Annotated in this window: 12 protein-coding genes and 2 pseudogenes; 12 read left to right on the forward strand and 2 right to left on the reverse strand. The window is 39.3% G+C overall.

The window, feature by feature from the left end; all coding sequences use genetic code 11:
* Nucleotides 1-172: 172 nt before the first annotated feature.
* Entirely contained in the window at nt 173-754 is a 582-nt protein-coding gene (locus tag ACDX78_RS04065; protein ID WP_486025559.1) for a DUF4256 domain-containing protein, read from the reverse strand.
* Between the two features lie 268 nt (nt 755-1022).
* On the opposite strand from ACDX78_RS04065, the gene ACDX78_RS04070 reads away from it, so the two are divergent.
* The 5 genes and pseudogenes from ACDX78_RS04070 (at nt 1023) to ACDX78_RS04090 (ending at nt 6113) form a co-directional block, all read left to right on the forward strand.
* Complete coding sequence (locus ACDX78_RS04070; RefSeq protein ID WP_486025561.1) at nt 1023-1535, forward strand: DUF3231 family protein; 513 nt, start codon at nt 1023-1025, stop codon at nt 1533-1535.
* Between the two features lie 171 nt (nt 1536-1706).
* A pseudogene (locus tag ACDX78_RS04075) lies at nt 1707-2705 on the forward strand (ArsR/SmtB family transcription factor).
* Between the two features lie 23 nt (nt 2706-2728).
* Nucleotides 2729-3147: pseudogene (locus ACDX78_RS04080) on the forward strand (MFS transporter); the annotation flags it as partial.
* Nucleotides 3148-3353: 206 nt separating this feature from the next.
* A complete protein-coding gene (locus ACDX78_RS04085; protein WP_486025563.1) occupies nt 3354-3461 on the forward strand; it encodes a putative holin-like toxin in 108 nt (35 codons plus the stop codon).
* A 369-nt stretch (nt 3462-3830) separates the two neighbouring features.
* The gene (locus tag ACDX78_RS04090) at nt 3831-6113 is read left to right on the forward strand and encodes a TOTE conflict system archaeo-eukaryotic primase domain-containing protein (protein ID WP_486025564.1); all 2283 of its coding nucleotides are present in this window, start codon (nt 3831-3833) and stop codon (nt 6111-6113) included.
* Between the two features lie 437 nt (nt 6114-6550).
* On the opposite strand, the gene ACDX78_RS04095 is transcribed toward ACDX78_RS04090, so the two are convergent.
* A complete protein-coding gene (locus ACDX78_RS04095) occupies nt 6551-6721 on the reverse strand; it encodes a hypothetical protein (RefSeq protein ID WP_486025566.1) in 171 nt (56 codons plus the stop codon).
* Between the two features lie 645 nt (nt 6722-7366).
* Here ACDX78_RS04095 and ACDX78_RS04100 point away from each other — a divergent pair.
* From ACDX78_RS04100 to ACDX78_RS04130, 7 genes are all read left to right on the forward strand, one after another.
* Nucleotides 7367-7861 (forward strand): small multi-drug export protein, encoded by a 495-nt coding sequence (locus tag ACDX78_RS04100; protein WP_486025568.1) that lies wholly within the window; start codon nt 7367-7369, stop codon nt 7859-7861.
* A gap of 18 nt (nt 7862-7879) precedes the next feature.
* The gene (locus ACDX78_RS04105; RefSeq protein ID WP_486025570.1) at nt 7880-8083 is read left to right on the forward strand and encodes a hypothetical protein; all 204 of its coding nucleotides are present in this window, start codon (nt 7880-7882) and stop codon (nt 8081-8083) included.
* 85 nt (nt 8084-8168) lie between these two features.
* Nucleotides 8169-9167 (forward strand): LytTR family transcriptional regulator DNA-binding domain-containing protein, encoded by a 999-nt coding sequence (locus ACDX78_RS04110; protein WP_486025572.1) that lies wholly within the window; start codon nt 8169-8171, stop codon nt 9165-9167.
* 23 nt (nt 9168-9190) lie between these two features.
* The gene (locus ACDX78_RS04115; RefSeq protein WP_486025632.1) at nt 9191-9865 is read left to right on the forward strand and encodes an ABC transporter permease; all 675 of its coding nucleotides are present in this window, start codon (nt 9191-9193) and stop codon (nt 9863-9865) included.
* Nucleotides 9866-10023: 158 nt separating this feature from the next.
* Nucleotides 10024-11070: a Delta(5) desaturase DesA gene (gene desA, locus ACDX78_RS04120; RefSeq protein WP_486025573.1), complete on the forward strand. Its 1047-nt coding sequence runs from the start codon at nt 10024-10026 to the stop codon at nt 11068-11070.
* A gap of 408 nt (nt 11071-11478) precedes the next feature.
* Entirely contained in the window at nt 11479-12615 is a 1137-nt protein-coding gene (locus tag ACDX78_RS04125) for a sensor histidine kinase (RefSeq protein ID WP_486025575.1), read from the forward strand.
* Entirely contained in the window at nt 12612-13211 is a 600-nt protein-coding gene (locus tag ACDX78_RS04130; RefSeq protein WP_486025576.1) for a response regulator, read from the forward strand. The genes ACDX78_RS04125 and ACDX78_RS04130 overlap by 4 nt, the downstream gene beginning before the upstream one ends.
* Nucleotides 13212-13278 lie beyond the last annotated feature (67 nt).

Raw genomic sequence — 13278 nt, forward strand, 5'->3', positions numbered from 1 at the left:
TTTAGTTAGACAACATGTTTTAGCGGCCAACTGCACTTAATGCAGTTTGTAGTGGCCAGCATCAGGGTAGTTAGCGCTACCTTGGTTCCTTATTCTAAGTATATTATAAAATTCATTTATTATCTTATCAATTTTTTACTGCTGTAGTCTGGCTTTCTTCACTGTGTGAAATTCAGACCCTTAGCGAACCACGAAACCCTCTCGCCCCATAGTAAGAGGACGCACCGTTGTGATATACAAATACATGCCCATAGCGATAATCGCAAAATAGGGCACCGCCACGTTCTCTGATATCCGATGGTGTTTGCACCCAGCTCGACGTTTTCTTATCGAAATTCTCAAGTTTCTGCAACTCTCTATATTGCTCTTCCGTTAAAAGTTCAATGCCCATGGCAGTTGCCATATCAATAGCATTATTCTCCGGCTTATGTTTTTTCCTTGACTCCAGCCCTGCACGATCGTAGCAAACACTTCTACGGCCTTTAGGACTTTCCGCTGAACAATCATAAAAAATGTATTCGTCCTCACTTTGATCATGACCAACAACATCTGGTTCTCCGCCAGTTATTTCCATTTCATTAAGTGACCACAGTTTTTCCGTATGAGCTTCCAGCTTTGTTTGGACATCAGCCCATTCAAGACCTTCATGGCGGTTCAGGTTGTTCTCAAAACGGGCTTTCAATGCTATCAGTAATTCTTCTCGTTGTTCTCGTGATAACTCCTTTTTATTGCTGCTATTATTATTCTTTGTCATATTCGTTTCCTCCTATGATTTTACTTACACTGGTTTAAGTATATATAAATATTTATATTTAGGGAAGTAGGCCTTATAAAGTGATTGGCAGTAAAAAACTATTACAATTAAAGGTAACATGTTCTCTATTGTATCAATGATTCTCCACCTAAAAAACAATTGCTTCCTAATCCATATATTCATGAATAAAACCTTGCCACTGAGGAAACATAACCCTGTGAAATGCAGAAAGGTGATACAAAATATGAATCTGATTAGGAGGCTAACAATGGGAATTTTGAGTGGAAATCCAAAAGATGAACCGATGCATTATGGGGAAGTGTATAGTGTCTGGTCATCTTTAATGGCAACAGAGGCGACAATTGCCGGGAACCAGACGTTACATAATCACGCTGGTGACGAGGATCTAAGGATGCTGATAAAAGAAACTATTCAGCAGGGACAGCAGCATGTCGATGAAATAAAAACGCTGCTACAGGAAAATGGAGTAGGTTTGCCTCCAACACCTCCGGAGCGCCCGCAAGCCCAACTGGAGGATATTCCTGCAGGAGCTCGCTTTATGGACCAGGAAATTGCAGCATCCATTTCCGCTGAAATAGCAGCAGGAATGGTTACATGCAGTAAAATAATGGGGCAGGCAATCCGTGAAGACATTGCCATGACGTTTGGGCAATTTCATACACAGAAGGCAACGCTCGCAGGAAAGTTCCTTCAACTTAACAAAGAAAAAGGCTGGTTGGTACCGCCCCCGCTTCATCATCATAAAACAGAAGAGAAATAAGGCAGAGAGCAGGCTTTAGCGTCTGCTCTTTTGTTATTCGAAAGACCAATACATGACACCCCCTTGAATTTGGTGTCTAGTCACTCCTCGGATTTTATCTAATATTATATTCTATATTAATTTAATATATCATTCAATTAATATAGAATATAAATACGGAGGTGTTCTTACATGGATATACTAAGTACAACAAGCAGGAAAAGAGAAACATATAAAGTGGAAATGAAATACTCTGTTTTACGGGAGAGAGCTTTAGGCATAGCGGCAATTACAAATACACCGTTACTTGATTCCTTGGAGAAACCCATAAGTTATTGGGATGAAATAAGGGTTGCTTTGTCAGTGGAAATGCGTGATCATCTGGAATATGTGGAGAAAAATAACACATGGAAAGCGTTCTTCAATTGTTGCATGAAAAGGATTTTACCACATTAGAGGAATTCACATCATTCATCAAAGAACTCCCTGAGAACAAACTGAAATGTACCTGTATACCCTTAGTCGATAATTCCTTCCAGTTCGAAAGAGAATATGCAGCGAAAGGTAACCCCGAGACAATCCATAAGTTAAAAAAACAAACGAGAGACAATTCTTTCCCGATTACATAGCGTTTATTTGCCATGTAGAAGTAAATTATTTGAAAAATCACCTAATAGAGGTAATCACAGGGTGGTATGAAAATGTGATCAAACCAAATCACGATCGGCTAACAAGATTCTGCAGACAGATGTAGAGACAAAGCAGAATATGAAAGCAAAAATGGAACCGGAAGCATTTGTAGAATGGGCGACAGCCGGTGTTACCTATCCACCGGAACCCAGTGTTCATAATGTCCTGTTAATTCCGCATTACATATACCGGCCATGGAATATTGTCGCAGATATTGAGCATACAAAGATATTCTATTATCCCGAGTATATCACCAGCGGATAAATATCTTCCAAGTAACTTCTTATATTGAAACATAAAGCATTGGGATATGAAGTGAGGCTGAGAATCGTAAAAATACTATACGAAAGGAGTCGAACACTTCAGGAGCTTACCGAACAACCAAATATGGGGAAATCAACGATACACCACCATTTGAAATTATTGAGATCGGCTCAGTTAGTTACGGTAGAGGGCTTCGTATATGTTTTGAAAAAGAAACTTCCGATTCAGTTTCTATGACTATGCTTGTTGAAGCTCGTTGGAAAAAGAAAGTGTTCAGGCGCAGAATGCTTATGCTGGGTGCTTTGGTAATAGGCGGTTCGACTTTTATTGCATTAGGCGTTACACAGTCAATAGTATTAGCAATCACCACCGAAATATTGGTGGAATGGCGATGGCCATTTTTAATGTACATAATACAACGATTACTCAACAGATCGTACCGAATCATTTAATGGGGAAAGTTTTCTCGGTCCGTATGTTAATTATTAGAGGAATGATGCCCCTCGGCGTGCTTGCTGGAGGTATATTAAGTGAACTATGGGGTATTAGACCATTGTACATATTGATTGGAACTGTGATTTGTACGGTATCTTTTTTGGGGTTGATACTGCCATACTTTAGATTTATCTATGATTCCCTGGATGAGAAAGAAGATGTGTTTAGGGCTATAGGGAGGTGAACATTTCTACTATGAAAGGCCTATCTATTAGTCTGAGCTTTTAATTATTTCATTAAAGAAATGACAAACATTTATTCTTATTATTCTACCAATTCAGCATAACATATGGTAAACTGTAACCAGCAACTACATAGGTATTGTGGGCGGTTGGCCATCGTTCCTTGTCCCTTAAGCCACGTGATAGCTTAAGGAAGGGAGGTGGTAGGATGACGACATATGAAGTGCTTAGTTTGCTGGCGCAATTTGGCTTATTCCAAATCGCCACGCTTACTTTGCTGGTAACTCTTGTCGTCTACATAAATAAAAAGAAGTAACCGCTCCCTCACCAGGCTAGCGATTACTTCTTTTAGTTAGACAACATGTTTCAAAGGCCAACTGCACTTAATGCAGTTTGTAGCTGCCGGAATCAGGGTAGTTCACCGCTATCCTGGCCTTATTCTAAGTATATTATAAAGTTTATTTTTTATACTGTCAATTATTGCTGTGAAGTCAGTTTTCTTTTACGCTTCCCCTTTTTACAATTGCATCGTATAAATTACTATAAATTACTCTTCACAATTATTTTTCTAATAGTAGAACAGTGTCCTCTCTCGAATAACATCTTTATCACTTTCAATTTTAAAACACAACCTGTTTGAAATTACTATTTTTAAGCTACAATAGTAATAGAAAAGAGGGTTACTATGAAGAATATCGAAATCAAACTTCAGAAAGCTTTGGAAGAGAATAAGCGTCTAAAAAATGAGAATGAGCGGCTAAAGGAAATATTAACCACCAATCATATCCCATTTCATCATAATACAAAAGAAGAACAGTTGAAAGTGAGGGTTCAAATATTCCGCAATCTTTTTAAAGGTCGAGGAGACGTTTATGCAATACAACGGAAGGATAAAAAAGTTGAGTATTTCCCATCCGAACAAAAGGGAAGCAAGCCGAAGAAATACTACCCATTAACAGATCAAGTAATTTATGATCACCTATCTGGAAAGAAAACGATTGGTGTTTACCCAGTTTTAATAGACAATACTTGCTGGTTTCTTGCTGTGGATTTTGACAAGCAGCATTGGGAAAGAGACGCAAAAGCTTTTGTGGAGGTCTGCCAATCACTCCGTATTCCTACTGGTATGGAAAGATCCCGCTCCGGAAATGGGTGTCATGTTTGGATATTCTTTGAAACTGCTATCCCGGCAAGTTTGGCACGAAAGCTGGGCTACACTTTATTATCAAAGGTTCGTGAAACAAGGGGTTCCCTCCATTCCTTTGACAGAATGTTCCCTGTTCAGGATACGGTACCTGAAGAGAAACTTGGCAATTTAATTGCCCTGCCACTGCAGCATGATCCCCGTCAACAAAACAACAGTGTCTTTGTGGATGAAAATTTTAATGCCTATTCGAATCAGTGGCAATACTTATCTCAAATCAAAAAGATGAGTGAAGTGGAAGTAAAGGAAATCATTAAGGAACCAGGTGAAACAGAGTTCGCCACACAAGTTAATGAAAGAGCGGCCAGTCAGACGAAAATCCCAAAAAAACTGGAGATATCTATTAAAAATGGAATTCACATTCCTACAACAGACCTGCCCATTAATTTCTTAAAGCAGATCGCCAACCTGGGTAAATTCAACAATCCAAAGTATTATCAAGCAAGAGCGAAAAGGCATTCAACCTATAACATTCCAAAAGTGATTGATTGCACGGATAGCCATGAGGATGATCTCATTATTCCAAGAGGCTGTTTTGCTGATCTTAATAGACTTTTTAAAGAAAATAACGTGGAGCTGATTGTGAATAATGAAACCAATACTGGAATAAAAGTGGAGAGGGAATTTCTAGGGCGATTAACTACGCAGCAGGAGGATGCTGTAAATACCCTACTTTACTATAAAAATGGCATATTAAGTGCCGCAACAGGCTTTGGGAAAACAGTAGTTGCAGCCGCGCTTATTTCAAAGAGAAATGTAAATACGCTAATCATCGTCCATACAAAGCAATTATTGGACCAATGGAAAGAAAGCATGACATCCTTTTTGGACATAGAGCATGCTGACATTGGCCAGGTTGGCGGCGGGAAAAATACAGCTAAAGGTCTCATCGACATTGCTACCATTCAGAGTTTAAATTACAAGGGACAAGTAAAAGACATAGTTAACAATTACGGGCAAATTATTGTAGACGAATGCCATCATATTTCCGCTATTAGTTTTGAAAGGGTACTAAAACAAGCTGAAGCTGCTTATGTACATGGACTAACTGCAACACCTACCAGAAGGGATAAATGGCATCCGATTATGCTTATGCAATGCGGTCCGATACGATATAAAGTCAGTGCTAAAGATCAAGCAAAAGTCCGCCCTTTTAAGCATATTTTAGTCTCCAGAAAGACCTCGTTTAAGAGTAAATTGAATGATAAAACGAAGAATGTCCAGAACGTGTATACTGAGCTTGCAACAGATTCTAAGCGTAATGAGATGATTTTCAATGATGTATTAAAAGAATTGGACAATGGTTCCTCACCCATTATATTGACGGAGCGGATTGACCATGTACATGAGTTGGAGAGGATGTTCGAAAATTTTGCTAAAAATATCATTGTGCTTACGGGAGAATTGAAAAAAAAGGAAAGAAAAGTCCGCCTGCAGCGTTTAAAAGATATCCCAGATGAAGAGGAAAGACTAATTATTGCAACAGGAAAGTACATTGGTGAAGGCTTCGACAATGCAGTCCTGGACACGTTGTTCCTGGCCATGCCAATTTCCTGGAAAGGAACGCTGCAGCAATATGTTGGCAGACTTCACAGGATGCACGAGAATAAAGAAATAGTGAAAGTCTATGATTATATTGATCATCAGGAAGAGATCTTTGGAAATATGTTTGAAAATAGAAAGAAAGGCTACAAGGCACTCGGCTATATGGTGGAAGGTGACAAGTCTGAAAAAGCATCTAATGAGCAGATGAAATTGTTTTAACTTGATCACAGGGACGACCCGAATTTTAATTGGCTGGCCGACAAAAACATACGTCCTGGGGCTACGGTACAGTGGTTCCTCGCTCCACCGAAAACCATTGTGCGTCGTAAGACCCCTGCTTCATCAATTCGAGGAGAATCCAAGAATTGTAAGTGGGGGCGGCCAGCCAGTAAAAGCCCAATTCGTTCACTGGCATACGGGTCTCTCCTTGCGGTGCTAACAATATGTGGGGGAAGGCCTGGATCTGACCACAAGGACTCAATCGCATCAAATTTTCAAAAAACTAATATTAAGTTCATTTTTATTTTTTTGTAATAGTTTAAAACCATTGTCCTCGTAGAATTGTATTAGTTTAGGTTCGTCATCATATTCTACACAAATCACTTTTGTAGCTGCTAGATCTTTTATTAAATCCATTAATGATACAGGTTCCAAATTTATTTCCATTTGTTTAATACATCCGCAGCTCTCTTCTGGCGTTCTTCTGGTGTTAAATAAAATTTGTTTGCATAAGAAGGTTTTTTTACTACTGTTTTTCGTGTATTAACAATAAGTTGTGCTTCTCTCTCATTAATGGCATATTGGTATTTTAAATTTAATGTAGCCATATCCTCATCCCTTTTTTTGTTTGTATCGTTCTTATTGTCACACAAGCATATCACACCCTTTTTAGTATGTATATGCAGTGTTCCCTCTTTCCTCTCAAATTGGAAATACTTAACTTTATGGCTATGGGGGGAGGGCCTTTAGGTGCATACCCTTGTGGTATAAAGCCCCCCTACTTATTGAAGGTTCACTTTATCATTCTGCTAAAAAAGTGAACAGTTGTATAAAGCTGTTCGCTGATATTTTTTATCCCATTTTGAATGCATAGTTACTTCCCAAATTTAAAAAACCTATATAAGTTGACTTAAAGTTCCATGGACGTCCATTATGATCAACGCCCTGATTGGATTTTAATCCGACTTGTAATTTAGAATCACTTGTTCAACTTATATAAATAAAGTATGAGGTAAAGAATTTCATAGCTAAATCAACAAAATTCCCACTCCATTCACCATCAAATTTTCTCCATTCATCAATTTCAAACCATCCCAAACACCTCCAAATCAATACTTGCCCAAAAATGAGTACCACTCACAATAAAATAAGAACCATTCACCTCTTTTTTTCCTCTATTCATTCACATTTTAATGCGTCTTAAACCTTATCCGCTTATGCTGAGATCATCAAACGAAAAAGGAGAGTTTTTTATGTTGGAATGGTTTCAGGATTTATTACTCACATTGATAGAGGCGGATACATGGGTGCAATATCTGAGTGTCTTCATTATGTCGATTGTACCATTTTTTGAATCGTATGTAGCGATTCCGATTGGTATCGTCTTTGGTTTTCCCACTGTTCAAGTTGTAATCATTGGTGCTTTAGGTAATTGGTTGTCGGTGATGGTATTTGTTTGGTTGATCTCGGGTCTTCGCAACAAAGTTTCCAAGAAGAAAAAAGGCAAGAGAAGGAACCGTGCTCAACAACTATTCAATAAGTATGGTGTTCCAGGCGTTTCCTTTGCCGGACCGTTTATTTGTTTTCACGTATGTGCTGCCATTTCGATCGCATCAGGTGCAAAAAGGTCATATGTCAGCTTATGGCAGACAATTGGCATTGTATCATGGTCGGTTGCGTTAGGTGTCGCTTTCCATTATGGCGTGAACCTACTGGAATACCTTCCGAATCTCAATCCATTTACGTAAGAAGGGAGATAGTCTACTATGAAAATATTGTGGCGAAAAATCGTACCTTTGGTAATGATACTGTTGGCCATTATTCCGGCTTTGGTTATTTATGAACCTTTGTCGCAAATATTTCCTGTATTTTCAAACTATACAGCCCCCGACTGGTTTATTCCTGTTGGGTTTATCAACATTGGTTTCATTGTGGTTCTTTCGATTTTAGTGAAAGGGAAAGACGATTGAAATCTTTTAATCAATTAGGTGTTAAATAACGGAGCTTGCGTTATCATAATATCAAACAAATGAAAATGTCAAAAGGGGTATCATGATGGTTCTTTCTTTTAACCAATTAGGAAAAATTGAACAAAATACAGTCCTGTTGCCAGAACTGAATTTGACAGTTTATCAAGGTGATGTGATCGCTGTTCAAACTGAAAATGAGTATATTCAACGGTTATTCGAACTATTGAATCACCCCCATACAATAAAAAGTGGTGCAATTACACTCCCGGACGGAGGATTTCAAGATGTGCATATTTTCCAGCAGACGGATGGTTTATATAAACGACTAACCGTCAAGCAAATGCTGCATTTTTGGAGCCGATTATATCAACGTAAAGTGGACATAGAAATGCTTTTGAACTTGTGTGATTTGCAGGCTTGCGTTTCCAAGAAAACCAAAGATTTAACACAATCGGAACAACGTCGCTTACAGTTTGCTTTAGCTTTGATACAGCCAGCTGAAGTATATATATTTGAAGACCCTTCACAAATGTTGGATCTCCAATCAAAGCATGTCCTTCATAAATTGTTGGTACAATTGGCCAAAAACGGTGGTGCTGTTTTGCTGTTTACACCTGTGCTGGAAGAAGCCATTCGGCTTGGGGGTGTTGTTTACCGTTATTCGGAGCGCGGGATACAAAAGGTGGAAGAAGATATTCAAGATACGGAAGAGGAAGGGCATAACGAAGATTTAACAAATACTCAAGTTCCATTTGAGAAAATTAGTGCGAAAGTAGAAGATAAAATTATCCTCTTTCATCCGTTGGAAATTGATTATATCGAAGCGCGCAATGGCCAGACCTTTCTGTTTGTCAACAATGAAGAATTTGTTTCATCGAATACAACCAAAACATTGGAAGCGCGTCTTTTGCCATTAGGTTTTTTCCGTTGCCATCGTTCCTATCTTGTCAATTTGCAACGAGTGCGGGAAATTATTATTTGGAGTAAAAATAGTTATAGTCTCAGCCTGGATAACCCGTCTAAAAGTACAATACCTTTATCCAAAGGAAATTATAGTAAATTAAAAGAGCTCATTCAGTTATGATGAAAGGAGGGAGTCTCGTGGATATGCATCGATGGAGCGCATTGCTTTACAAAGATTTATGCGACTTGCGCTGGAATGGCCAGATTCTCTTTAACCTTATTGCTGTGATTGTTTTTGTTTCTGTTTTTTCACTGATTCCGGTGCAGCAAACACCAATATCGTTTCTCATTGCTTTTATTCTCACTATGGTAACGATGTTGATGCAGGGAAATATGGTAGTGGAGGAATTTGAACAGAAAACGAAACGACGCCTGATACAAGCAGGCTATTCCATGTGGGACATCATTTTTTCAAAAATATTGATTACGTTCACGGTTACGACGCTCATGTTGGTACTTTTCTTTTCCCTTTATAGTGACAGTATCTCTCGTAGTATAATTACCTTTCTGCTTGTTTTGCCAATGCTGGTGATGATGCTCTTTATCGGAACATTTTTAGGGATGAAAACAAGGAATACCATTGAAGTCAGTTTACAGGGCATGCCGGTTATTCTGCTCTATTTCTTTGTGGAAGGCCTGCTCATGAATATTGATCAAGGCACGATGAAATGGCTCGCTGTTTTTCCAAATTATCATCTGCATTATGGCATGGAGCAGCTTTATTCGCAGCAACCCTTTCTCCATTTTTTCATCGTGCCATTACTTTGGGTGAGTGCAGTTATACTTTTATTTGTTGTTTGGTTTCGGCGGTCACAGTGACGCCCCAAATTTGTCAAACAGTCCAACATCCAAAAATAACATACAATACCCATGACATTTGTCATATACACCCCTTGACGTTTATGTCTTATATTCCTCTTGGTTTTTATCTAACATAGTAGGTATCCAATACTAGTACCTTATATTAGGAGGAAAACATGAGTAGACAAAAACAGGCACAATTAAGAAAAAGTGTTGCGGGCTTTGCAAAAGCAGATAGAAAAGCAAGTATCATACAGCTGATAAATACAGTGCTGCCATTCTTTCTGCTATGGTTCCTCGCATACCAGAGCCTGGCGGTGTCCATTTGGCTGACGCTTGCACTTTCCATCGTTGCATCGGGATTTGTTATCCGGATATTTATCATATTTCATGATTGCACACATGGATCCTTTTTCAAAGGCAGTAAAGCAAATCGGATTGTCGGTACGATTACCGGAATTATTACATTGTTTGCCTTTGAAAAATGGAAACGAGCTCACGCGATCCATCATGCGACAAGCAGTAACCTGGATAAACGGGGTACAGGTGACGTGTGGGTGATGACGGTGGATGAATATGCTGCTGCTTCGTTTTGGGGGAGATTAGCTTATCGGCTTTACCGCAACCCAATTATTATGTTTGGCTTTGGTCCGCTATATCTTTTCTTACTTTCAAACCGCTTCAATCGGAAAGGTGCAAGGCGAAAGGAACGAATGAACACCTATTTGATAAACATTTCCATAGCCGGAATCTACGCCATACTAATATGGGCAGTCGGCTGGCAGGCATTTTTAATTATCCAGCTCCCGATCTTATTTATATCTGGTTCACTTGGTATTTGGTTATTTTACGTGCAGCATCAGTTTGAGGATTCCTACTTCGAAAATGAGGAAGAGTGGGATTTCGTGAAAGCAGCTGTCGATGGCAGCTCCTATTACAAGCTTCCGAAAATAATGCAATGGATCACAGGAAATATAGGATACCATCACGTACATCACTTGAGTCCAAGGGTGCCTAATTATAATCTGGAAAATGCACATGAATCTACGCCGCCATTGAAGAAGGCTACAACGATCACATTAGCTTCCAGTTTAAAATCTATACGCTTTCGCTTGTATGATGAAGCGAGCAAATCATTTGTAAGCTTTGGAGAAGTCAAAGCACTTTTGAAAAAAAGAAAGCTGAATATCCAAATAGAGGCTGGGACAGAACAATTGAAGTAAACAAAAATCCGAATATCACTAAACTGGCACCTAAAAACCGCTCCGGAAATATACTATGCTTTCACCACGGGCACAAGTGCGACATCATTTCAAACTTCCTTTGGTCGTTTTCAGCGTGTCTTCTTTGCCGCGGGCGGCTGGTGAGCCTCCTTCATTATTAAAGCACTCCGGGGTCTCACCGATGCCTTTCCTCCCGCAAATCTTTACGGTGGGGCGAGCATTTAGCGCAGCCCCAGGAGTCTACGTATATTTCCGGAGCTACCATAGTAGATTGTTCGTCTTTTCAATGTTTCCTCAGGTTTTGTCCCAGGCTCACAGGAAAAATAATAAGCACAATTCCCTTCCATACTGTATAGAGGGGGATTTTTTTTGGTATACTTGGTTAAACGAACGAAGGAGGGAGACTTCATGCAAAACTGGTATCATATTTTTCCTAAAAATACGGGGCTTAGTGCCTTTACGTGGATAGCATTCTGTCTTCTCCCGTTCTATTTTATTTTCAGGTCATCATCGTTTACAGAAGTAATCATCGGCATTATACTCGTTGTTCTATTTTTTACTACCTATCGCCTGGCCTTTATCAAACAAGGCTGGACGGTTTATGTGTCCGTGGGATTAGAAATAGCGATTAGCATCGGAATGACTTTATATTTTGGTTATGTTTATTTTGCACTCTTTTTAGCCTTTTTTATTGGTAATATACAAAACAAAGCTGGATTCCTCACATTATATGTTGTGCATTTAGTTACGACAATCACAGCAGTGACGATTGGCTTCTTTATACAGACCCAAATATTTTACACGCAGTTTCCATTTATCATTATTAGTATTATTGGGATCATTCTTCTTCCGTTTAATATGTATAATCGGAACAAAAGAGAAAAGCTGGAAAATCAATTAGAGGATGCAAATAAAAAGATCTCCCAACTCATGGTTATGGAAGAACGCCAGCGAATAGCAAGAGACCTGCATGATACGCTCGGACAAAAGCTTTCCTTAATTGGCTTAAAAAGTGATTTAGCTGGAAGATTAATTCCTTTGGATGCAGAAACAGCAAAGTCGGAAATAGATGATATTCACCAAACGGCAAGAACAGCTTTAAAAGAGGTGCGGGATCTGGTGTCTGATATGAGGAGCATTAAACTTAAAGACGAAATTATTCATGTGCGGCAAATGCTGAAAGCTGCACAAATCGATTTTAATGTAGAAGGAAACTTGGATTTAAATAACACTCCATTATTAGTTGAGAATGTACTGAGTTTATGCATGAAAGAAGCAGTAACCAATGTAGTGAAACACAGCCAGGCAACAAATTGCAATATTTTTATTAAACAATCCCCAAGTGAGCTGGAAATTCAAGTTCAGGATAATGGGAACGGCCTGCCTGTTAAAAAAACCTCGCCCCACAGCCATGGACTGGCGGGCATCAGAGAAAGACTGGAATTTGTGAATGGCAGCATGGAAATCATTGTATCCGGCGGAACGATAATGACAATCAAGGTGCCAAATGTAATACAGCAAACCGGACAGGAGGAACTGTTGTGATGCGTATTGTGATAGCTGAAGATCAAGGAATGCTGCTTGGTGCACTTGGGTCACTTCTAAATCTGGAAGAAGATATGGAGGTCGTCGGCAAAGCCAAAAATGGAGAAGAAGCATTAGAGCTGGTGAAAAAAGAGCAGCCGGATATATGTATAATGGATATTGAAATGCCGGTGAAAAGCGGTCTGGATGCAGCAGAAGAGCTAAAAGATCACCCTTGTAAAGTAATTATTTTAACGACCTTTGCACGTGCAGGCTATTTTGAGCGGGCCAGAAATGCAGGGGTAGGCGGATATCTGTTAAAAGATAGCCCAAGTGAGGAATTGGCAAATGCTATTCGCACTATAATAAATGGTCGGAGAGTGTATGCTCCGGAACTGGTTGATATGGCTTACAGCAATGAAAATCCACTGACAGATCGAGAAGAGCAAGTGCTTAAATTGATTGCAGAAGGAAAAAATACGAAAGAAATAGGAAAACAGCTTTTAATAACTACTGGAACGGTACGTAATTATGTATCGGTCATTTTGGAAAAATTGGAAGTGAGTAACCGGATTGAAGCCGTGTCCCGATTTAGGGAGGAGGGCTGGTTCACCTGATTTTTTTAACAACAATAAACGGCCTTAGCTGGAGCTAAAGCCGTGTTAGATTGTTTCTGCAGCCTAA

This window comes from Virgibacillus oceani (assembly GCF_041521345.1).
Classification (GTDB): Bacteria; Bacillota; Bacilli; order Bacillales; family Amphibacillaceae; genus Virgibacillus_N; species Virgibacillus_N oceani_A.